Source organism: Reticulibacter mediterranei, from assembly GCF_016587455.1.
This window is the reverse complement of record NZ_BNJK01000001.1, coordinates 681,600-703,453: the sequence shown is the minus strand read 5'-3', so window position 1 is coordinate 703,453 and position 21,854 is coordinate 681,600. Positions and strand designations below refer to the sequence as shown.

The 21,854-nt window shown below is 51.0% G+C and carries 17 protein-coding genes; 7 read left to right on the top strand and 10 right to left on the bottom strand.

Annotation, left to right across the window (positions count from 1 at the left end):
* Positions 1 to 59: 59 nt before the first annotated feature.
* From K3T83_RS03270 to K3T83_RS03260, 3 genes are all read right to left on the bottom strand, one after another.
* Positions 60 to 953 (bottom strand): AraC family transcriptional regulator, encoded by an 894-nt coding sequence (locus tag K3T83_RS03270; RefSeq protein ID WP_220201543.1) that lies wholly within the window; start codon positions 951 to 953, stop codon positions 60 to 62.
* 16 nt (positions 954 to 969) lie between these two features.
* The gene (locus tag K3T83_RS03265; protein WP_220201542.1) at positions 970 to 2,019 is read right to left on the bottom strand and encodes a M42 family metallopeptidase; all 1,050 of its coding nucleotides are present in this window, start codon (positions 2,017 to 2,019) and stop codon (positions 970 to 972) included.
* 245 nt (positions 2,020 to 2,264) lie between these two features.
* Positions 2,265 to 3,152, bottom strand: a complete 888-nt coding sequence (locus K3T83_RS03260) for a sigma-70 family RNA polymerase sigma factor (RefSeq protein WP_220201541.1) — start codon at positions 3,150 to 3,152, stop codon at positions 2,265 to 2,267.
* 299 nt (positions 3,153 to 3,451) lie between these two features.
* Here K3T83_RS03260 and K3T83_RS03255 point away from each other — a divergent pair, with 299 nt between their 5' ends.
* Positions 3,452 to 5,005 (top strand): FAD-dependent oxidoreductase, encoded by a 1,554-nt coding sequence (locus tag K3T83_RS03255; protein ID WP_220201540.1) that lies wholly within the window; start codon positions 3,452 to 3,454, stop codon positions 5,003 to 5,005.
* 75 nt (positions 5,006 to 5,080) lie between these two features.
* A complete protein-coding gene (locus K3T83_RS03250; protein ID WP_220201539.1) occupies positions 5,081 to 6,064 on the top strand; it encodes an NAD-dependent epimerase/dehydratase family protein in 984 nt (327 codons plus the stop codon).
* Positions 6,065 to 6,499: 435 nt separating this feature from the next.
* On the opposite strand, the gene K3T83_RS03245 is transcribed toward K3T83_RS03250, so the two are convergent.
* From K3T83_RS03245 to K3T83_RS03230, 4 genes are all read right to left on the bottom strand, one after another.
* Positions 6,500 to 7,387 (bottom strand): carbohydrate ABC transporter permease, encoded by an 888-nt coding sequence (locus tag K3T83_RS03245; RefSeq protein ID WP_220201538.1) that lies wholly within the window; start codon positions 7,385 to 7,387, stop codon positions 6,500 to 6,502.
* 1 nt (position 7,388) lies between these two features.
* Entirely contained in the window at positions 7,389 to 8,363 is a 975-nt protein-coding gene (locus K3T83_RS03240; protein WP_220201537.1) for a carbohydrate ABC transporter permease, read from the bottom strand.
* A 52-nt stretch (positions 8,364 to 8,415) separates the two neighbouring features.
* The gene (locus tag K3T83_RS03235; RefSeq protein WP_220201536.1) at positions 8,416 to 9,774 is read right to left on the bottom strand and encodes an ABC transporter substrate-binding protein; all 1,359 of its coding nucleotides are present in this window, start codon (positions 9,772 to 9,774) and stop codon (positions 8,416 to 8,418) included.
* Positions 9,775 to 10,266: 492 nt separating this feature from the next.
* A complete protein-coding gene (locus tag K3T83_RS03230; RefSeq protein WP_220201535.1) occupies positions 10,267 to 10,740 on the bottom strand; it encodes a hypothetical protein in 474 nt (157 codons plus the stop codon).
* Positions 10,741 to 10,965: 225 nt separating this feature from the next.
* On the opposite strand from K3T83_RS03230, the gene K3T83_RS03225 reads away from it, so the two are divergent.
* From K3T83_RS03225 to K3T83_RS03205, 5 genes are all read left to right on the top strand, one after another.
* A complete protein-coding gene (locus tag K3T83_RS03225; RefSeq protein ID WP_220201534.1) occupies positions 10,966 to 11,427 on the top strand; it encodes a GNAT family N-acetyltransferase in 462 nt (153 codons plus the stop codon).
* 429 nt (positions 11,428 to 11,856) lie between these two features.
* Positions 11,857 to 12,726, top strand: coding sequence for a class I SAM-dependent methyltransferase (locus K3T83_RS03220; protein WP_220201533.1), 870 nt, complete (start codon positions 11,857 to 11,859; stop codon positions 12,724 to 12,726).
* A 691-nt stretch (positions 12,727 to 13,417) separates the two neighbouring features.
* Positions 13,418 to 14,479: a hypothetical protein gene (locus K3T83_RS03215; protein ID WP_220201532.1), complete on the top strand. Its 1,062-nt coding sequence runs from the start codon at positions 13,418 to 13,420 to the stop codon at positions 14,477 to 14,479.
* A 68-nt stretch (positions 14,480 to 14,547) separates the two neighbouring features.
* Positions 14,548 to 16,314 carry a thiamine pyrophosphate-binding protein gene (locus K3T83_RS03210; protein ID WP_236064805.1) on the top strand — a complete coding sequence of 589 codons (1,767 nt, stop codon included), beginning with the start codon at positions 14,548 to 14,550 and terminating at the stop codon, positions 16,312 to 16,314.
* 60 nt (positions 16,315 to 16,374) lie between these two features.
* Entirely contained in the window at positions 16,375 to 17,385 is a 1,011-nt protein-coding gene (locus K3T83_RS03205) for a 3-oxoacyl-ACP synthase III family protein (RefSeq protein WP_220201531.1), read from the top strand.
* 21 nt (positions 17,386 to 17,406) lie between these two features.
* On the opposite strand, the gene K3T83_RS03200 is transcribed toward K3T83_RS03205, so the two are convergent.
* The 3 genes from K3T83_RS03200 to K3T83_RS03190 form a co-directional block, all read right to left on the bottom strand.
* Positions 17,407 to 17,973: a CGNR zinc finger domain-containing protein gene (locus K3T83_RS03200; protein WP_220201530.1), complete on the bottom strand. Its 567-nt coding sequence runs from the start codon at positions 17,971 to 17,973 to the stop codon at positions 17,407 to 17,409.
* A 302-nt stretch (positions 17,974 to 18,275) separates the two neighbouring features.
* Positions 18,276 to 20,210: an FAD-binding oxidoreductase gene (locus K3T83_RS03195; RefSeq protein WP_220201529.1), complete on the bottom strand. Its 1,935-nt coding sequence runs from the start codon at positions 20,208 to 20,210 to the stop codon at positions 18,276 to 18,278.
* Positions 20,211 to 20,408: 198 nt separating this feature from the next.
* Positions 20,409 to 21,803, bottom strand: coding sequence for a dihydrolipoyl dehydrogenase family protein (locus K3T83_RS03190; RefSeq protein WP_220201528.1), 1,395 nt, complete (start codon positions 21,801 to 21,803; stop codon positions 20,409 to 20,411).
* Positions 21,804 to 21,854 lie beyond the last annotated feature (51 nt).

Below are 21,854 nucleotides of genomic sequence, written 5' to 3'. Positions count from 1 at the left end.
GAGCTTTCCTGCTTATTCAGAGAGGGGTGAATGGAGCTTTTGCGTTTCCGTTGCCCCTTTCACGTCTTATGGTTCAGCCAGTACTTGGCACCGAGAATGACTTGAACCGCATGGCTATTTTTGAAGATGCGTGATGGTGGCATCCCGAATGTGGCGCGAAACACGCGTGTCAGATGCGCAGCGTCGGCGAAGCCTGCCGCGTGAGCAGCCTCAGTGAGGGATGCCCCATGTGCACCAGTGTACATGGCAGTTAGCAAACGCTGCCAGCGCAGATAGCTCTGGACCGACATGCCCATCTCGCTGCGAAAGAGATGACGAAATCGACTGGGCGAGAGATGGACACGTGTGGCGAGGGACGTGATCGGCTGGGATTGCTCAACGAGGAACTGAAGGGTTACTAAAGATCGCGCGGTCGCAATACGTGGATCATCGTGGCCTTCATCCCAGGTCGGACCGATCAGCGTTGTGAGGATGTGTGAGAGGAGAGCCTGCCCGATCTGTTCATCTGGCATCTTTTCCCCAGACGCCTGTAGGACGGGTCGAAGAACGTTGAGCAGGCTCTCAGGAAGCGTTGGCAGCGAGGAGGTGGACGTGGTACTCAGGCGGCAGGCAAGATCAGCAAGCGCGCGGGCCTCACTCCAGAGAACAAAGGAAGGCACCCCTGTCGTCTCGACCTGATGTGGGATATGCGGGCCTGCTATGAAGCTCTGTTGTTCGGTGTATGGCTCACTTGCGCACGTCCGCACCTGAAAAGGAGCACCCAGGCTGATGCCGATCTGCGTGGCGTAGTGACGGTGGAGGGTGGAGGACGGTCCCATTCCCATAGATATCGCATGACCAGGCCAGAGAACCAACGTCGTTCGCCGGGTGCGCCACCCTTTGGCCTCGTCGAAAGTGATGTCATTGGCTGTAGGCCGGGGGACAACGGCGTTCGCGCGGTGGTTCTCAGTCATCACAACTTCCTTGCCTCTAGAACGAATAGTTGCCGTTGTGGGCATCTTCCAGATAACGGGCCAGCAAAGTAATACTCGCTTCTAGGTCGGCCTGGTGGATCATTTCGTTGACCGTATGGACATAGCGAGTGGGCGTCGAGAGCGTGATTGTGGGTGAGCCTTCGCGCGTTCTTTGCATCGCTCCCGCATCCGTCCCGCCTCGTGGCAGCACTTCAAGCTGGTAGGGAATGGTGTGCCGCTTTGCCACATCGCGGAAGTGTCGCACGAGCTTATGGTTGGAGATATGTGAGGAGTCGAAGATTTTAATGGCAGTGCCCTGCCCCAGGCGTGTGACCGCGTCCTGCTCAGCGCTACCAGGGATGTCCCCTGCCAACGTAATATCCAGCGCGACGCTGACATCTGGTTGTACCTGATAGGCGGCAGTGGCAGCTCCACGCAGGCCCACCTCTTCCTGGACCGTAGCAACGGCGAAAATAGTTACCTCATGGTTTTGTAGAGCGCGCAAGGCTTCGAGCATCACAAACAGGCTGGCGCGATCATCCAGCGACTTGCTGACAATCATGTCGCCAACAACTTCCAACGTGCGATCCATCGTAATCATATCGCCCACTTCTACCTGTGCGCATACCTGTTCGTTTGGCAAGCCGAGATCAATAAAGAGATCATCGAGTTTCACTGCTGTGGGTTTCTCATCGCCTAACAGGTGAATAGGTTTGCTCGATGGCATCAGGACTCCCCGTAAGGTCTGGCCCGCAAAGCCGTGAACCAGGACACGCTGAGCAAAAAGCACACGGGCGTCAAAGCCGCCTACCGGTTGAATACGGATGAAGCCCTGGTTGTCAATATGCTTGACGATGAAGCCAATTTCATCCATATGTGCTGCGAGCATGACACGACGCTCACTTTTGCCTCGCTTCATGGCAATGATATTACCTAACGGATCAACGCTGATCTCGTCAGTAAGTGCGCGCAGTTCTTCCAGGATCAGGGCACGTACCTGGTCTTCACGCCCTGAAATACCAGGTGTTTCCGCGATTTTTTTCAGCAATGCAATATTGAGTGCCATTCTTCCTTTCCTCTTCTTTTCAACGCGATGTCTCTCTGCGTAGGATACAGGTATGCTGTACGAGTTCTTCAAAGCCATACTCCTCTTCCACATGTGTACACTACCAGCGAGAGTTTGTCCAGCCCATATACAGGTAAGACCACATCAACTTTACCTGTATATGGGCTGGAATTGGCAGTAGAGATGGCCTCGCCCAGGCTCTCAAAGGGCAAGGCTCCTATCTTGCGGCGGTCAACTGTGGCTTGTCAGTCAGGAAGCACCGACAGGCGCAACTGATGCAGGTGTGCAGGATCGGTGATTGCATCGATAGAGGCGATCTTGCCATCCCTGATGGTGAGACGCAGGAGGAGCAGGAGCTTCCCACGTGGGGCCACAACGATTCCTATTGCTCCGTCTACGAGCAACGGTTGTACGAAGGGGATGCGTTCCAGGAGCTGCCTGGCTCCCCTGGCGACGGCAAGCGCACCACGTACCTCTCTTACCGCGCCTCGGGATACGGCTGTGTGGTCGGCTCTGAACACGATATCAGGATCGAGTACTGCCAGCAGCGCGTCGAAGGAACCGTCGCGCGTGGCGGCGAGGAAGGCATCAACGATGTTTCGCTGGTAGGCCAGATCAGTGTCTTTCATCATCGCTGACCCTCGCACCCGGCGGCGGGCACGGCTGGCAAGCTGCCTTGCCGCCATTGGAGAACGTTCCACAAGAGGCGCAATCTCATCGAAAGGCACGGAGAAGATGTCGTGCAGGACGAATGCGATACGCTCGGCGGGAGCAAGCGTATCCAGCACCACCAGTAGAGCCAGACCCACTGAATCTGCAAGCTCCATCTCTTGCTCCGGGTTGATCTCTCTTTCACCGCTTGTCATCGTTTCAGGTACTAACGCTTCCAGGGACTCCTCGCGCCGCGACTTGCGCGCATGCAGCATGTTGAGGCAGACTCGCGCGACCACTGTTGTCAGCCACGCGCCCAGGTTCGAGACGGTACTCGTGTCGGAACGGAAGAGATGCAGCCATGCCTCCTGGACAGCATCCTCCGCCTCGGCGAGTGAGCCGAGCATGCGATAGGCCATCGCTCGCAGGCGAGGACGCTCTGCCTCGAATTGCGCGGCTTGCCAGTTGTGTGTCTCTATCATCTGTCACATTTCCTCGTTTCGTTTTGTCTTAGTAATGACAAAGGAGACCTGGCCGATGTGACAGAGAGGCGGGGAGACGGCCCCAGAATGGGACAGATTTCTCTTTCCTATATCCATTTCGTGATGTACGTACTTGTTTAATCTAATTGTGCTCATCACTGTTTTTGAGACGAAGATTGAACAATTGGAGGTCTCCTCCTTCAATCTATGTTGCCATACCTGCGACCAGAATAATGATCGCAGAACAAGAAATAGAAGAACAAGAGAGGTTCTATAGTATGCAGGATGAAATAACAGGAATGCGAGAAAAACAACGGCAGGCAGTGGTGATTGGCGCAGGCATCGCAGGCTTGCTGGCGACGCGAGTTCTTGCGGAGTATTATGAGCAGGTGCTGGTGGTAGAGCGAGACGCATTGCCTGTACAACCCCAACCACGTGCAGGCACGCCTCAGTCACATCATCTCCATCGCTTATTGCCACGTGGTAAGATGATCCTGGAACGCCTGTTTCCTGGTTTTCTTGATAGCTTGATCGAACATGGAGCCTTCTCTCTGGAGAATACCAAAAATCTTCTGATTGCTAAGGATGGACACACCTCACTCAGCACTCCAAACTCGATGGGCAAGGATGCATCCTGTAGCCGGGCCTTACTGGAGTGGGAAATACGGAAACGAGTACAGGCGCTGGCAGGCGTACGTTTCCTGGCTCATCAGGACGTGATTGGTCTCGTCGCATCATCTGACCAGAAACGCATCACGGGTATCTGTGTGCGTGAACGTGGACAGCTAGCCGAGCGAACAACCGTAGCAGCGGACCTGATAGTTGACGCCAGCGGACGGTCCTCCAAACTCACCCGCTGGCTTCAGGAACTGGGCTATCATCTGCCTGAGGATGAGCAGGTACATTCCGCAATTGGCTATAGCACGCGCTATTATCGGTTCCCGACGGATGCCCATCACGAGTGGAGTAACGCGCTCAAACCTTTCTCTCAGAGCGATGGGGTCGCGTTCTCGCTTCTTGAGAACCACACCTGCGCCATGATCATCGGCAATATTGGAGGCCATTATCCCCCTACTGATGCTGTAGCGTTTGAGCACCGACTCGCCGTCGCCATTGGGTCATATCTCCCCATACTGTTACAAGACGCTCAGCCATTGAACGATCCGCGCGGCTACCGCATCCCGGTGTGTGTACGCCATCACTTTGAGCAGATGGAGGATTGGCCTGATGGTCTTCTGGTCATGGGAGACGCCTTCTGCAATTTTGACCCCATCTACGGACAGGGCATGAGTGTGGCCGCGATTGAGGCAGAGACGTTGGCGCGTTGTTTGCACGAACAACAGAGCCATCCTCAACCCATTTTTGAACGGCATGTGCTCCAGCGTATGCAGGAGGCCATCGCTCCGGCCTGGTGGCTCAGTAGTGTTTCTGATCTCAGCGTGCCAGGCGTCACCTATACAGGGCCTTCGCCGTTGCGCGGAGTTAGGTTGATCAGGCTGTATCTCGACCTGTATCTCAAGTATGCTCCGGTGCATGATCGGGAATTGATACAAAAAGGAATGCCAGGGCAAACATACATGTTCAAAAACTTCTTGATGAATGGACTGTTGATCTCGCCACGTGCTGTGATCAATGCCCCGGCGCTTGCCACCTTACTTGCTGTGGTAGAAGCTTCTGAAGCTTCAGAGGAACAGCAACTACTGGCAGAGCTTCTCCAGAACTATCCTCAACGCTTCGAGGCAATCCTCGATGAGATCATTCCTGACTTCTCTTTATCGTTTGAGGATCTGCAAGCGTTCGCACCAGAGAAAGAAGTTCTGATACATCAGGATTCTCATCCTGTGTTGAAATGAGGCTCCTTACAAGGGCCTCTCAGAAGTAGGATACGGGAATATTCATTTAGAGAGTTTTGTAGCTAGGAGGCTATTATGAAAGTGCTGATTGCTGGGGCGAGTGGGGCTTTGGGCGCTCCCTTGACTCGTGCCCTCATCGCGGCAGGACACGAAGTTTTGGGGTTGGCTCGTTCCCCTGAGAGTATGGATCACCTCACGCGCCTTGGCGCTCACGCGATCCAGGCAAATGTGATGGATCGCGACGACCTGCTCAGAGCAGTCAAGGGGGTGCAAGCCGACGCCGTCGTGCATGCGCTGACCGCGCTCAAGAAGACGCCTTTGCGTCATCAGGATATGTATGCCACCAACGCGCTGCGCGATGTTGGGACCACGAATCTGCTCGCAACTGCCAGGGAGGTAGGAGCACGCAGGTTCGTGGCGGAGTCGATGACGTTGGGCTACGGCTATGGGGACTGGGGCGAAAAAGTCGTCAGTGAAGAGGGCCCGTTCGCACCGGCTGGAAGCTCTTCCCAACTCGAACGGCATGTGGCCGGATTCCGCTCATTGGAGCGGCAGATCCGGGAGGCGACTCAGGCGGGCTGGATCGAGGGGATATCGCTACGCTATGGATACTTTTATGGACCTGTATCTCTTGCGCCTATCCTGGAACTCCTGCGCCGTCGAAGCCTTCCTCTGCCTGATGGAGGCCGCGCGATCACTTCCTGGATTTATCTGGAAGATGCAGCCGCTGCCACGATTGCTGCCCTCGAACGGGGCAAGGCAGGAGAAGCGTACAACATCGTCGATGACGAACCAGTGTGCAATAAAGACTTCTTCGCGTTCCTTTGCCAACGGGCTCACCTCCCGACGCCCTTTTCCCTCCCAGGCTGGATGATGCATCCACTTGCCCCCCTTGCGACCGACTTCTTCTCGACCTCCATGCGCGTCTCCAACGCGAAGGCGGCGCGTGATCTCGGTTGGAAACCAGTGATTGCCCCGACCTATCGGCAGGGCATCGAAAAAGCGCTTCTTGTGCTCGACCAGCAAGATAGTATGAGCAAAGCGGGCGAAAGGCGATAACCCCCTGTCCATTCTCCTGGGAGTTCTCGCGGGTCTCGTCATCCCGCGAGAACAGTTTTACAGGCGTCAGAGCCTATGCTTTCAGCATGCTTTTTCTCTTGTGTTCTATGTGGGCAGATCAGTACACCAGAAAAAGCTTCCATTTCTAGAAATATACTCATGAAAGGACTGCTGGATCAGCTATGAATACTCCCACCCTTACTAGCATCAGATGCGCCTATGATCCCGCTCAAGCACGTACAGCCCTCGGCCTCTGAAGGCAGATGACCGCGTGGCAGAATGCATAGAGAGGGAGCATGGTCGGAAGCTAGGCGACGCGGCAAGTGGGTCAAGCGTAGTCTCTATCGTACGGCAGAAACTGGCCCATATCTCGACTGGGGCCAGTTTCTGCACTGCTATGCTCAATTCGCAATTGAAAACTGCTCGGCGCTGGCTTTATCCCTTTAATCCGCTGGTCACGATGCCGCGTACAAAGTAGCGCTGAGCCAGGACGAAGACGATAAGCACTGGCAGAATATATACAATGACGCCTGCTGCCAGAATGTTCGTCAGTAGTGTCCCGTGAGGATCGACGTAACCAGTGCTCATAGCGACGGCAAGCGTGGTATTATCGACCCCTAGCAAAAGCGATGGAGCCAGGTAATCGCCCCAGGTCCAGGTGAAGGAGAAAATGATTGCGGTTGCGATGACCGGTTTTGAGAGCGGCAGAAAAATTTGCCAGAAGAGACGCCAGTAGCTGCAACCGTCGATGATCGCAGCGTCCTCCAGGTCCATTGGGATGCTGCTGAAGAACTGGCGGAACAGGAAGCTGAGGAATGGGGTGGAGGCCAGGCCCCAGAGCACCCAGGGCCAGATGGTATTGACGATGTTGATACGGGAGAAGAGGATGAAGGTGGGAATAGTAGTCAAGATTGGCGGCAGCATGATGGTCGAGAGCATGATAATGAAAAGGGTGCGCTTCTCTGGCACTCGCAGCCGAGCAAAGCAAAAGCCGACCATCGCGCAGGTTATGGTGGTCAGAGCCGCGTAGAGCATTGAGAGGACCAGCGAGTTGAATGCGAAACGACCAAAGGGGATTATCGTCATAGCTTTGGTAAAGTTGTCCCATTGAGCCACTTGCGGAAAGACCTTGACCGGAAAAGCTGTGATTTCCGAAACGTCCTTGAGGGCCGTCAAAAAAAGCCATGCAAGCGGCAGCAGAAAGATAATGGCGAGCAAAATCATGATGACCAGCCACAGGAGAGTGCTGGCAAGATTTTTATTGCTGGCTGCGTTGGTCGGGTGTTTCAGTCTGATCTCTGTCTGTTGTGCGACTGTACCCATACTAGTTTCCTCCTTCCTGATCGACCTCGTAGTAGACCCATGCTGTGCTGGAGCGGAAGACGAGCAGGGTGATCACGAGCACTATCGCGAAGAGTACCCAGAGCAAGGCTGAGGCGTAGCCAAAGCGCTGATTGTAGAAGTATTGCGCGTAGACGTTGATCATATACAAGTAATTGGTGCGAGGGACACTGACTGCTGTGGCTGTACCAGTTGAGACGGCGAGCAGGAGCGGTTGTATCAACGTCTGCAATGCCGTAATGATACCGGTAATCACCTCGAAGAAAAGGACCGGGGTCAGAATAGGTAGAGAGACTGTCCAGAAACTCTGGGTGGCATTGGCTCCATCCACGCGGGAGGCCTCGCGTAGTTCTACAGGGACACCTTGCAGTCCTGCGAGGGAGATAATCATATTCGTGCCAACTCCCCAGAGTACGACGACGATCAGGGGGATAAAAGCAGTCGGATCACTCAACCAGGTGATCGTCGGCCCTCCTATTTGCTGGAGTATCGCGTTGATTGCGCCTGCGTCCCGGTCAAACATAATTTTCCAGATCACCACCGAGCCAACGATGGGGACGACTGCGGGCATATAGAAAATAGTGCGAAAGACGCTGATGCCGCGCATTTGCCGGTTTACCAGCAAGGCCAGCAGTAGGCCAAGCACAACGCTGACCGGGACCACAATAACCGTATAGAGAATGGTGCGCGAGAGGCTGTACCATGTATCGCTATCCTGAAGCAGTTCGCTGTAATTTGCCAGGCCGATCCAGTGCCAGTGGGGTGAGGCCCCGTCGAAGTTGGTGAAACTGACCAGGAAGGCATAGATCATAGGGAAGATAGTTAAAATGATGAAGCCCAGTAACCAGGGGGCTAAGAAGAGATAAAATGTGCGGCGCGAGTAGCGAGACCATCTCCGACTTGCCTGACGAGCGGACGTTGCTCGCGAGACTACTTGTCTTTCGGTTGAAAGCGCCATATGGAACTCCTTCCTTGTAGAGACAGCATGAGCAGGTGTTTTTTCTTTGCAATCAGACGGTCAGACTTATCCCTTGCTGGAGTAATTTGTTCACGGCAGCGTTTAACTGGTCACAGGCAGCATCCAGCGAAGTCTGGCCGCGCATGACCGGCTCAATATATTTCGTGATGAGCGCTTCAATGCCATTGTAATTGGCATAAGGCGAGAATTGAAGAATCTTCAGATAGGGATATTCCGCCTGTTGCGCCTGGAGTGCTGACTTCTGATAGGGAAGCTTTTGTGGCAATAGCGAGGTGAGCGATTTGAGCGCAGGAAGTCCCCAACCGCTCTGAGCACGGTCTTTGGCAGGACCATCTCCCATAAAGTACTCCATGAACTTCCAGGCTTCATCGGGATGCCGGGCATTTTTGGGTATCCAGGCTCCGGTTCCTGCCATACAAGCGCTGATGCGCTCAGATCCCCATTGAGGAGCAGGTGCGAAGCCGGTGGTATCTTGAATCTCCTTGGGTGCAGAAATCACGCTCCCACCAAACCAGTAGCCGAAGAGTACCATGCCCAATCGTCCTGATGCAAAGAGCACTGATGAGCCTGCCGCTTCAGGATTGAGTGGCGAGGGTCCCACATGCGCCTGTGCCCAATCAACATACCATTTGAAGATATCCTTGACTGCGGGCGAGTTGAATCTGGCCTGGGTAAAGTCGGGGCTGAAAAGTGTTTCGCCTTTTTGTCCTAGCATCTGCAAGAGGTGCCCTTGCATGATAAAGCCCCACGTTGCGTCCAACCCATATACTGCCACACGATCTCCCTGTCTTACAGTAATCTGCTTGGCAACGTCTAACAGTTCGTTATAGGTCAGGGGTTGTGTCGCGCTGGGATAGGGCACTTTGGCTTGATCAAAAACCTTTTTGTTATACCAGAGCATGACGTCCTGTGACCAATCTTTCGCCATACCATAGCGCGGACCCTTGCCCTGTGTCTTTGTTGCACGATCCCAGCGATAGACGTCGTTCACAGGTTCCAGGTTCTCTGCCTTGAGAACGGTGCTTTTTTCAAAATAGGGGGTGAGGTCGAGCACCAGATCACGTGCAACCAGGTTTGGCACCTCTGGTGCCCCTTGCGTGCGTATAAAATCGGGAGGAATGCCTGCTGCAAGCATGGCGTTCAGGCGTGTAGCATCGTACTCTAGTTGAGTAACCGTAATTCCTGTCTGCTGCTCAAACTCGGCTACCTGGTCATGGCTCAACTCACCTACACCATACATGACGGTCAGAGTTGCCTCGCTTTCTGGTGTCAGGATGGTCGTACATCCGTTGAGCAATGTGCTGGCACCAGCCAGCGAGCCGAGGGTGAGAGCGGAGGTTTCGAGGAAGCAACGGCGATTCATCGGGGAGGATCTGATGGTATCTCTCATAGATACAGTCCCTTCTGCTGATTATTAAAATAATGCACAAAAACGGCGTGCAAAATTCTATCAGAAGTAGATCAATTGCAATAACGTATGCATGCTCTATAAAAAGCATACATTCAGATTTATGTATTGTCAAGGCAAACCCGGGTTTTATCAATCCCTAAAGAGATACTGTTAACTTGCTGAATGAAGGGAACGATGTGTTACGGACGCAGGATGGTGACCTCCTCCAGTGTTCATCTGCACATACTGTTGACGTCTGTGTATACGCTATGCGCATCTTGACTTTTCAATCGAATCCCATCGCGGTTCCCTGGCAGATGGATTATTAGCACTTGTAGGCCAGGAAGCAGCAAATGGGCCAAGAGATCGTTGACACACCTCTGGGCAGGAACAAAAAAGCTAACCGATGGTCGTCTGGCGGCATTTGTGGGTTTGATCTCTGAAGCAAATGCCAGCCGATGGACGACCGCAGGTGAGATGACCCGACTATCTTCAAGGATTGTCGTTCCCTCCGATCGGTAGCGCGATTGTAGCGGTCGGGATCGGTAAGTGCGTTGGTATTGGTATCCTCGGTCGGGGAGTCGGCGTTGGAGGCTTTGTGGGAACAGGAGACGGCGGTGTAGTAGCGGTTGGAGATGGTTGCTCTGCCGGTGTCTCCGTAGGTGTAGGATCGCTAGCTTGCCCTGTCGGGGTAACACTGGCATGAGGAGATAGCGGATGCGATGAGCTTGTGACAACGCCGAGAGATGCACCCATGCCACAAACGATCAAGACAAGAATGACAGCGCCGCAGCCAATACTCCACTGAACGCTTTTTTTTGCTGATCGATAGCGTGCCCAGAGTCCAGGTTGTCGTGTTGGGGAGGCAAACGAACCCGGCTGTAGTGGTTGATATGGTGAGTATGCTTCGGTCTGATCATTGTAGAAACCTGATGGATGTGGATCGTTGTCTGGAGGTTGCTGCATAAATATTTACCTCTTCTACTATCAGTTCAAGAGAAGATGTCCTGTTGAATTTAACGGAGGAATCGAGAAGAGGTAACTCCAGCTCTTTCTTCGTTCATGTTCGTTGATTTTAGGTGATGTTTTTCCGAACCAGGAGAGCAGAGCTGAATTTAGCCTAAAATAAATTTCATTGGCTCTTTTGGCTATGTGGGAACTTTTTATTAAATAGGTGCTATAATTTGGCACATGAATACATTACTAATTCGCCCTTGTCTGCTAGATGATATTCCAAGAATTTTAGATATTAGGAAAAGAACCTTTTTACATTTTGCACCTTCTGTATATTCTACGAAAGAGGTAAAAACCTTATTAGAAGATATTAACATATCAGAATTAGAAGAGATGATAGAAAATAAGAGTTTATTTGTTGCAGAAGAAAACCATAAAATTGTCGGTTGTGGCGGTTGGTTTGGTGAATCTGTAAGGCACATGTATGTTTCTCCAGAAGAAACGAAAAAAGGCATTGGAAGTTCTCTTTTACGAGTTCTGGAAGAGGACTATAAACATCGCACCTGTAATTCAGTAATTAAAGCCGGCGTAATTCTTTACGCGAGGCCCTTCTATGAAAGAAATGGCTATGAATTTCTTAGGATAGACACTGATTGGGATGGGAGTAAGTTTAATAGAATGCAAAAGAAATTATTGTAGCCTTCACACGAAGAGCCCGGAAAGCGCCTTGGCAGCCTCGCGCTGTTTTTCGTTCCTTGATTTTCATCACTATCGCAATTGCAGGCTGTGATCTCTTCAATCGTCATGGCTCCGTTCGTTCGGTGTCTCACCAGTGAACTGAGCAAGACATGATGGCAGGACGGCTTTGCAAAGGTGCTCTCAGTTGCTTCTCTTTTCAGATGGAAATGTCCTGAGCGGAAGTTTTCCCAAATTGATATGTGGTGATGCAATTTCTTCTCTGTACCAGGGTAGTCTCAGATGGCTTGTTGTCCTCATAAAAACAGTAACGGTAAGCAAGGAGTCTGTCTATACACCTATTGTTATTTAATACAGGAAAATGTATACTTAGCAATGTAGGAGCAGTTCAAGCGAATCAAGTCGTGTTTTTTATTGAGGAGGGTTGAAGAGATGGAACAGCAAGAAAATACGTATGCCCTTGACGCAGAAAATGCGAGTGAAATGGCCCGTTTGATTATGCAGGATCGTATGATCACTCAGGCGATAGGTGGCGTTCTGCCGGAATTAGGGAACCAACTTCCCCCTGATACTCATCATCTGCTTGACGTTGGCTGTGGGCCTGGCGGCTGGGTACTCGATGTGGCGTTTGCCTTTCCTGATTTGGAAGAAGTGGTAGGGATTGATATCAGCGAGATCATGATTAACTATGCGCGGGCGAGGGCGCTCACCGAAGAGCAGGATTGCGCTATTTTTATTCAAGGCAATGTCCTACGCCCTTTGGACTTCCCTGATGGGTATTTCGATCTGGTCAATGCTCGCTTCATGGTAGGCTTTCTCCTGCGGGATGCCTGGGTGCCCGTCTTACGCGAGATCAGGCGCGTTACTCGTCCAGGTGGACGCATTCGTTTGACTGAGGTAGATAATATGGGTGTCACTACCAGTCCCGCTCTCCAGCAACAGTTGAGCTGGATGTGTCAGGTGATCCAGAAAATGGGCTATGGTTTTTCGCCTGACGGGAGGGACTTTGGAATGACCCCAATGCTCAGAAAACTGCTCACCGATGCTGGTTGGCACAACATCCAGCTCGCTCCGCATGTCGTGGATATCTCTACTGGAACCGACTGCCATTTCACCCAATGGCAAGATTATATGGTAGCCTTCCAGATGCTCAAACCGCTCTATCTCAAACACCATCTCACGACTGAAGAGGAGTTTGAACACAATTATCAACTGGCCCTGGCTCAGATGCAGCAACTCGATTTTCAGGGACTCTGGTATCTGCTGACCGCTTTTGCCACCAAGCCCGACGAGCAGGAGTGAAACAATCAGGGGAAGACATCCTTCCCCTGGCTAGTTCCTTCTACGAAGTATCAATTAGAAGACATGGCAGAGTATCAATAACACTATCAGACAAGCAACAAGCCCGACGCCGGATGTAAGACGCTGACACAGATCACGTTGTAAGAGCAATAACGCTGTCATCGACACCAACAATGTACACACAAGGCCCATACCTCTTCCCCACTCTCTAGTCAGCATTGATCCAACTGCGAGGCAGATGACAGAAGGAGAGATATAACTTTATCCTCGAAAGCAGTCACTCTCGCTTTTTTTCAGTATACGTGCGTGCCCAAATAGGTAACATATGACCTTTTTTTCATGTTGGGCGGTTTCTTTTCCTTTATTGACCTCGGTCTGTTTCTGAGCGTTGACAACACACGGCTGAATGCTTTGCCTCTCTAGTCCATTTGGTCTGTATTCCTAGACAATGAAGGTGAGAAAATGGTATAAAAGTTGAAAGGAATACTATAATGCATTAATGCTATTTTCAATGAGAGGTGGAAAGAGTGGTGAGAAGGGTGTTCCCCGTGTTGCCCATACCTACAAGTGGTTGTGCTTCTTCCTTGAGCTATTCCTGAGAAGGGAATGTTTTAGGGGAAGGCAAATATCTCAAACCGTTGCTAGACGGCTGAGATGGATGTACGAGAAGAGATGGAAGTGGAGGGAAATTATGTCGCGTTTTTTTGAATGGTGGTATCAACTCACCAGCATCCCTGAGCCTGTAGAAGAGTTCACCCCTGGTATGTACGAACAGGTACGTCGATCACGCTTATTGAGTACAATTGTCTTGTCTCTGCTGGTCATATTTCTCATGTTTGTTCCTGCTTGTTTAGCGCTCCCCAATCATTATGTCATCCTTGTCGATATTGCGATGATGCCACTGTGTCTTGTGGCTCTCATCTTCAACCGGCTTCGCCATACCTATCTTGCTGGAGTCTTGCTTGTGGTTTCTTTTGAGGCGGCGCTCAATTTGGTGATTCTCACTACGCAACCCTTTGATGAACCAAGCCTCCAACAATATGAGTTGTTCGTGTTTGGCGAACTGCTAGCTGTCTCGCTCCTCAATGCAAGAAGCGTGTTCCTTGTTGCCATTTTGAACTCGACCTTTATTGGCATGAGTTTGGTGTATCAAGAGCCGAAAACAGCCATGTTGCTCCAGGATCTTCAGACTCAATTCTTGCCTCTCCTGCTCCGCCCTATTGCTGTCCAGTTGCTTGTTGCAGGGGTCACGTATCTGTGGGTTTCCAACGCGACCACTCATATGACGCTGGCGTATCAGGCGAAGATGACAGCTCTGGCAGCCCAGCGCGTGGCAGAAGAACAGAAGGAGCGAGAAAAGCAGGAGCGCCTGGGTCTGCAAGAGCATATTGAGCGTGTTGTTCACATCCATGCGGCAGCTATGAATACCCATAGCACCACAAAAATACCGATCTCGGAGTATGAGCCGGTCTTGTGGCCCTTAATTAATGTCTTCAATTCCCTGCAAAACAGGTTGCAACATGCAAATCAAGTGGAAAACGAATTGCAGCAGTTGCATGATTGTATCGCTTCCTGTACGGAGCTGATCTACCAAAATACGTTCTCTCTTCAACGGCCCATGCAAACACGAACGGCTTTAGACCCTTTCTTTCTGGCCTTGAGAGACCAGCAATATCTCCAGACGCGTAGGACTCATTCCATGTCAACACCTTTTCGAGAGGCTGTTGAAGATCAAGATAAACTCATGTATTGATAGACAACCTGTACACGCCTTGATGAGAAACACAGCAATACAAAAGATACGGAAAGGAATGTTCTGCTATGCCAATGGTCTCTGCTCTCCAGTTTTTGTTATCCGCTCTGGAAGAGGAAGGAGTGACGCATATCTTTGGGGTGCCTGGTGGTCCCCTGGTCCCTCTCTATGAGGAACTGGACCGCCATCAAGGAATCATCCCGATTCTGGCAAAGCACGAGGAGGGAGCAGCGTTTATGGCAGATGGGTATGCCCGTGTGCGACGTGGATTGGGAGTCTGCTGTGCGACCAGCGGGCCAGGAGCCACCAATGCACTGACGGGTGTAGCCAGTGCGTATAGCGATTCAATCCCTCTTCTTTTGTTAAGTGGGCAGGTTGCTACCAGTGCTTTTGGGAAGGGAGGATTACAGGATAGTAGTGGGATGCACTGGAATCTAGATATTGTTGACATATACCGTTCAGCGACAAAATTCTCGGCCATGCTGAACCATCCGCAACAAACCCCACATCTGATTCGTCGAGCGTTGCGGACCGCATTGACCGGAAGATCAGGTGCCGTTCACCTTAGTTTGCCCGCTGATGTGGTGAAAGAGCAGGTTTGGATTGAAGATCTCTCGACCCGCCACTACCGCTCCCAAGTGACTCCCGCCGGGAATGAGCAGGCGATCATCCAGGTGACACAACTGTTACAAACAGCCAGGCGGCCTGCGCTGTTTGTTGGACATGGGGTGAATCTGGCTGGAGCCTGGAGGCCTCTTCAGACTATTGCTGAAATCTTACAAGCCCCTGTGGCGACGACCCTGAAGGGGAAAAGTGCTTTTCCAGAGCAACATCCTCTGTCTTTAGGAGTGTTTGGCATGGGAGGACACCCTTTTGCTGATGAGTATTTGCTTTCTGATGAGATAGATCTCCTGATGATTATCGGGACGAGTCTGGGAGAGTTGCAGACCTATGGATGGGAACCGAAACTTGTTGCCAACCGTACGGTCATCCAGATTGACATTGATCCATTGGAAATTGGTAAAAACTATCCAGTCGATGTCAGTATTCTTGGTGATGCGTGTGATATTCTGACCAGGCTTAGAGAAGTCCTCTCCTTTAACCCCCCCTTTCAGCGACGAGACGATCTGTTGCTGGAGCGTCTCCGTCTCCAACAAGTCCGCTACTATCGGGCGGAGCAAGTGCAAGGGGATGCCGCAGTCCTCAAGCCATCGGCGCTGGTGACAAAGATGAATGAGATCTTCCCTCCAGAAACCCTTCTCTTTGTTGACAATGGCAACTGTTTTAGCTGGGCTGGACAGTATTATGTCTCTCAGCAACCGGGAAGCGTGTTTATGGCATTAAATGTCGCCTCGATGGGTTATGCGGTTGCGGCTGCTATTGGTGGCAAAGTGGCCGCACCGGATCGACCGGTTGTGGCCCTGGTAGGGGATGGAGCCTTTGCTATGAACGGCATGGAGGTCCATACGGCTGTTGATGCTGGCATTCCTGTGATCTGGATTGTCCTCAACAATGGTGGACACGGCATGGTCTACAATGGTGAGATGCTGCTGTGTGGACGCTCCTTCTCAACCGTTTTTCGCACTCCGTTAGACATCAGTACCATTGCTCGCGGCTTAGGGGCACGCACGTTTCCAGTGACCACCCTTGCTGAGTTTACCTCTAGTGTCCAATTGGCACTGGATGCGCAAGTACCGTGTGTGATTGACGCTCTCGTTGACCTGGAAGAGATTCCTCGCGCGTTGCAACGTCGTGCCGACACCTTGAAAGCGTTTTTTGGGAGTCCAGAGTCCAGTGGTAGTGCCGAGATGGAATGGAGTGAGAAGCACGAGTGAGTAGTTGTAAATGGCCTCTCGTTGGAAGAGCGAATAAAGGCAGAGAGTAGACAAGAAGAGATGATGAACACCAGATGGGTTGGGATACTTGGGGCTGGCTATTGTGTACCACCACATGTGCGAGCAAATGATGATCCCATCTTTGCTCACCTGAAACGGACACGGAACACGCAGGGCATTGTTGAGCGAGATTTGTTCACCGGGTTAAAGGAGCGACGCTACTTACGCGAAGACGAGCACATTGAACCGCTGATGATCGAGGCTGCGAGACAAGCGTTAGCACAGGCAGAGGTGCCAGCTAGCTCAATAGAAAGACTCTATGGCTATGCGACGGTTTCTCCTTATCTGACGCCCAATGCTCTCTACGCAGTTCACAAAGAATTACACCTCTCGCCGCATACGCTTGTGGTGCCTATTAATAGCGAGTTCAGTAATTTTTTATTGAGTCTTATTCACGCCTGGGAAGCTATTCTTGCCGGACATTGCACATATGCTTTGATCGTCTGTGGAACCAACTGGACGCACTATATGGATTATACACAAGGGCACGCTCTCAGCATAGGCGATGGGGCTGGAGCAGTGGTCGTTGGCCCTGGCAATCACTTTATGCCGCTTGATTATGCAACCCAGACAGTGAGCAATCAGTATGGGGCAATGACGATGAACGTACATGCCAGCACACGAAATGGGAAATGGTCTGTTCCGGTTGACAGACAGAACGTCCCAATTCCTACCTATGAAATCACGCAAGAGGAAGGGATTCACTCTTTTTTGACGGCTGGCATGGAAGGCCCTCCGGTACTTGTGCAAAGGTTATTGCATAAGCATGGGTTAACAGGTCAGGATATTGCATTGATTAGCCACCAGGCCTCGCGTCTGATGCTCGATTATTGGACCCAGTGCTTGCAGCCCAGGGAATATTTAGAAACCCTGGAACGATTTGGCAATATGACGTTGGCAACCTGTCCTGTCAATCTCGCCTATTATTTTCAAAGCATCGCAGCAAACTATCTGGTGATGGTTGCTGTCGGCGTAGGCTTTCATCAGACGGCCATGCTCCTCAAGAGGTAAGACGCACGAGAGTCTTTGCCTTTATGGGGTGAATTGTTCCGAGGAAAGGGAGCGATGATGAAGGCGAAATCTTCTTACACGCATCAGTGTTGCGCATGTCTGGTTGCACCACTGGCGGTTCTTGTGGCGGCTCTCATCATAAAAGCTCCAACCACAAGCCGGGTTTTGACACCGCTTCAGTCGGAGAGGATCATGTTGAATTAAGAGTTGCGTAAATGAAAAAGCGACTTCACGAACAAACCATCGCCAATCCACTTGTAAGGGGTGATAAGAAAGTACATACTGGTTTTCTTCCCTGGCCAAAAATGGCGTGGAAGGCATCAGCGCGAGAGCCGTATTGATCGTTTCCAGATCTTGCTCAGCAGGATCGGTTCCTTTTTCAATGGCCTCGATCACGTGGCTCATGGCAGAACGTAAGGTTTGCAGGACTTCTCGTGCCTCTGGCTCAAGAGGAGAAAGCGCCTGGATTCCCCATCGCTTCATAAGTTGCTCATCCCAGCCTGGGGTGAGCAGACGATCCTGTTCTCGTTCTCCTCCCCGATATCCTCGCCAGGTACTATTGAGGATGTCTAAACAGAGTGCTTCCATCAACATAACCCCTTTGGTTGACCTTGACCGTTACCTATTCTGGCTCTAATATATCATATGTAACGGCTTAAGACAAATTTAGACGTTACGATCAAGCATTGGAGCAGGAAGTCTTTGAAGCGAAAGGAAGACGTATTCTCATGAGGAGAAAAGCAAGCACATCGTTATGGCATCATGCATCGTTTCTCAAGCTATGGCTAGGGCAAACAATCTCATTGTAAAAACCTCGAAGACAGACATCCCCCTTCTTCATCAAAAGATCGAGAGATCCACCATCCGTGACGAAGCCCCCCTTATGTTATTTACGCATGTTTCGATAGAAGTGCATCACGATTTTTTTCAAACCACACACTGGTAAAGAGACTGTTTGGGTCATACTTTGCTTTAAGTGCTATGAGCGTACTGAGATGAGGATACATCGTTGTCAACTGCGCTGGTGAGTAGTAACTGCCATAACATAAGTAGTAGGTTGCTTTGATTGAGAGGAGATAATCGAAGAGTTCTCTGGTAAAAGCATTTAGTTTCTCTTTCTCGACGCTATTGTGCTGAACTTTATAGTAGACTACAAAGCCATACATATCTTCTTGGGCATAAGATACCAGTGCACTGGTATCTTTTAATACTTTTCTGATAGTCACATTCAGCAGCAGAATGCGATGTTTTTTGAGTAGCCGTGCATAGTTTTCAAGGAATGCGTTAGTTTGCCTGACAGGGATAAAGTATTCTTGCAAGATATCTGTCGTCGTGGGGTCGGGGTTTTGGAGAAAGCGCACAGGGACAGCCATCGCCGTATTTCTACTGAGTGTTGCTGGTTCGACCAGTGGACCAACACGTTTTTCCATTTCCCAACGAAATATTTTGCCGAAGTTGCTAGCTCTCGACAGCTGGAAGACGACTTTGCGTAGCCAGATGTTGTTTTCTCCAGCAAGCTCGTCTTTGGGAGTTGTTCTGGTATCGGCTTCTGCATACGCATAGATCAGGCTTTCGCTCAAAAAATGTTCCTGATCAACCGAAAGGTGAGCTTCTAGCAAGCGGATTTTGGGATTTTTACTATAGCGTTCCATTGTTGCAATGACATCATGTGTCTGAATGGGAATGAGCGAAAAGGCGTATGTATTGTTTGATGTTGTCTTTAGATGTGCTTCGGTAATGATGCCTAACAGGCCATAGCCACCGATGATGGCAGAAAATAGTTCGGGAGTATGAATTGGGTCGTAGCGCCTTTCCACGCCATCTGCCGTTACGACGGAGAGGGACGAAACGCTTTCAATCAATGATCCGTATTGGGGATCTTTTCCATGAGCATTCACACTAAGTGCGCCGCCAACGGTAAAGATATTTGAATCTTGCATTACTCTTACCGCTCGACCATGCTGCGCAAGGACGGTTTGTACTTGTTTCCATGTTGCTCCTGGTCCAACACTGACGATTTGATCAGTGGGGTTGTAGCGTACTGTGTCCAGATATGTCATATCCAGATGCAGGGTGTTCATGCCAAGAGCCTGGCCTCCCATACTGTGCCGGATGCCTGAGAGAGAAATGCTTCTCCTGTTCGCTTGTGCATCTTTTACGGCGTGGATGACCTCAGCGACCGTCCTTGGAGAACGGATCTCGGCAACATAGCTCGCATTGAGATGGCTGGCGTCATCGAGTAGTCTTGCCAGGGGAGGTGCCAATGTCAGTTTCCCGGGGACATCCTCTTTTTGGATTAAATCAGCAAGCAACCAGCGTTTAGAGGGGTCGTCCCAGAGTGTTGCTTTCACGATCAAACTGCTGAGAGCCATAGCTACAACTGCATGTGGTAAACGCTTGTAAAAAGCGCGTTTGTGGAGATCCACTTTATACCTCCTTTGGCGTGCAGATTTCTGCATACGTGTCGCCTGGATAACGCCACCATTCGACAAGGTGATGATAAGGAAAGCTAGCAGTAATCTTCCTGAAACCGAGATGATGACCAGCGCTCCAATGCCAAGAAGGAGATAGAAGAGCGCGTAAAGCGCAATGATGATCAGCGGAAGCGTCAGTGCTATGCCTTTCCATTGGCCTGTTACAGCCAGAGCTACCAGGCTCATCAGAACAATCAGCAGAAGCCAGAGAGGTAGAGCCAGAAAATTCCATTCCGCGAAAAAGTCAGAGAAAAACCATTCCAGACTCAAGATGATTGAGCCTGATGCGAATAGCATACATGTCAGAGGTGTGAAGATTGCACGAAGAGGAGGCGGCCAGAATGCGCACATAATAGAGAATCCTTTCCTTTGAGTAGGAGCATAGTCGCAGGCAAATATGCAGATGTGTTGCCTGTCCATATGGAGAGTATAAAATCAGGAATATCAGAGAAGAAGGGTCATTTGCCCTATTTTGAGTAGTTCCCTATGCTCACTCAATTTTTGATTTGCTCTATTGGTGCCTCTTCACGGCCTCCTATTCACTTAGCTTTACGTTCCTTCCTGCTGAGATACAAAACGGCTGGCGGCCCAGCGTACTGCCTCGCTGAGAGTGGGATAGGGGAAGATGGTCTTTGCCAACGTCTCGACCGATGTATGGGTCTGCATCGCCAGAATGATAGGGGCCAGCAGGTCATCACCATTGTCGCCCAGTACGTGACCACCTAGAATCTCACCTTGTGAGTCTACCAGGAGCTTGACCAGCCCTTCGGTTGTACCTTTTGTAATAGCTCGTTCGACCGCGTCAAATTTCATTTGTGTTGCTTCATATTGGACCTGCTCCTGACGGAGTTGCTCCTCTGTCTTGCCCACGTGGGCAAGAGGAGGATCGGTAAATGTAACCCAGGGGATCACGCGATCTTCAAAGGTTTGAGGTTGCGAGGAAAATGCATTATGTGCGGCCAACTTGCCCTGCGCATCGGCCACATGAGTAAATTGATATCCACCTGTTACGTCGCCTGCTGCCCAGATATGCGGAGCGCTGGTGCGCAACGTTTTATCAACTTCAATTCCTTTCTTCCCCTCTTTCACGCCTGCTGTTGAGAGATGCAATGATGCTAATGCGGGTTTGCGCCCACTGGCTATTAATAGCTCATCAACTTCGATCTGTCTCTCCTCATGCCCTCCACTTACGATAGTCAGGCGCTTGCTGCCTTCGACGAACTCGACCTTGCGCAACTCAGCGCCTGTTTGCATGCTTATTCCTTCTTTTTCTAGCAGACTGCATAACAGTTCGGCCATCTCACGGTCCTCTGTATCCAACAATTGCTCACCCTTTTCCAACACAGTCACCTCGACATCAAAGCGATGGAACAATTGCGCAAACTCTATGCCAATCGCACCTCCACCAACTACAGCCAGACGGCGTGGCAAGGCTGGCAGGGCAAGAGCCTCGACGTTGGTGAGAAAGCCAGCCTCCGCCAGCCCTTCTACTGGTGGAATGACCGGCTGAGAACCAGCAGCGATAATGATGCGAGGCGCTGAAATTGAGCGATCACTGACTCTCAATGCATAAGGAGAGATAAAGCGAGCCTCGCCGTGAATTACTTCGATCCCTTTGTGGGTCAATTCTGCGCTAGCCTGTGAGGATGTTCCACCTCGAATACGTCGAATGACATCCTGGGTGTAGGCTTGAACACGCGACCAATCGGCAGAAGCGCTTGGAATAGTCAGACCATAGTGTTCACTGTGCCTGACTTGATAGAGCAGATGTGCGATGTGAAGTAGTGTCTTGGTGGGATCACAGCCATAGTTAAGACAGGTTCCTCCAATTTTGTCCCTTTCCACCAGTGCGACGTGCGCTCCCTTACTTAGAGCCGTGTTAGCAGCCGAACTTCCTGCTGCACCTGCGCCAATGACAATTATATCATGTGTGTTTGTGGACATCGTTAGACTCCTTTGTTTCCGTCTCTTCTCTAGTTATAGTACGAAACAGCT

Bases quoted from the DNA above. Each gene is read 5' to 3' on its own strand.
- K3T83_RS03270 (WP_220201543.1), bottom strand. From the start codon at position 953: ATGACTGAGAACCACCGCGCGAACGCCGTTGTCCCCCGGCCTACAGCC.
- K3T83_RS03265 (WP_220201542.1), bottom strand. From the start codon at position 2,019: ATGGCACTCAATATTGCATTGCTGAAAAAAATCGCGGAAACACCTGGT.
- K3T83_RS03260 (WP_220201541.1), bottom strand. From the start codon at position 3,152: ATGATAGAGACACACAACTGGCAAGCCGCGCAATTCGAGGCAGAGCGT.
- K3T83_RS03255 (WP_220201540.1), top strand. From the start codon at position 3,452: ATGCGAGAAAAACAACGGCAGGCAGTGGTGATTGGCGCAGGCATCGCA.
- K3T83_RS03250 (WP_220201539.1), top strand. From the start codon at position 5,081: ATGAAAGTGCTGATTGCTGGGGCGAGTGGGGCTTTGGGCGCTCCCTTG.
- K3T83_RS03245 (WP_220201538.1), bottom strand. From the start codon at position 7,387: ATGGGTACAGTCGCACAACAGACAGAGATCAGACTGAAACACCCGACC.
- K3T83_RS03240 (WP_220201537.1), bottom strand. From the start codon at position 8,363: ATGGCGCTTTCAACCGAAAGACAAGTAGTCTCGCGAGCAACGTCCGCT.
- K3T83_RS03235 (WP_220201536.1), bottom strand. From the start codon at position 9,774: ATGAGAGATACCATCAGATCCTCCCCGATGAATCGCCGTTGCTTCCTC.
- K3T83_RS03230 (WP_220201535.1), bottom strand. From the start codon at position 10,740: ATGCAGCAACCTCCAGACAACGATCCACATCCATCAGGTTTCTACAAT.
- K3T83_RS03225 (WP_220201534.1), top strand. From the start codon at position 10,966: ATGAATACATTACTAATTCGCCCTTGTCTGCTAGATGATATTCCAAGA.
- K3T83_RS03220 (WP_220201533.1), top strand. From the start codon at position 11,857: ATGGAACAGCAAGAAAATACGTATGCCCTTGACGCAGAAAATGCGAGT.
- K3T83_RS03215 (WP_220201532.1), top strand. From the start codon at position 13,418: ATGTCGCGTTTTTTTGAATGGTGGTATCAACTCACCAGCATCCCTGAG.
- K3T83_RS03210 (WP_236064805.1), top strand. From the start codon at position 14,548: ATGCCAATGGTCTCTGCTCTCCAGTTTTTGTTATCCGCTCTGGAAGAG.
- K3T83_RS03205 (WP_220201531.1), top strand. From the start codon at position 16,375: ATGATGAACACCAGATGGGTTGGGATACTTGGGGCTGGCTATTGTGTA.
- K3T83_RS03200 (WP_220201530.1), bottom strand. From the start codon at position 17,973: ATGGAAGCACTCTGTTTAGACATCCTCAATAGTACCTGGCGAGGATAT.
- K3T83_RS03195 (WP_220201529.1), bottom strand. From the start codon at position 20,210: ATGTGCGCATTCTGGCCGCCTCCTCTTCGTGCAATCTTCACACCTCTG.
- K3T83_RS03190 (WP_220201528.1), bottom strand. From the start codon at position 21,803: ATGTCCACAAACACACATGATATAATTGTCATTGGCGCAGGTGCAGCA.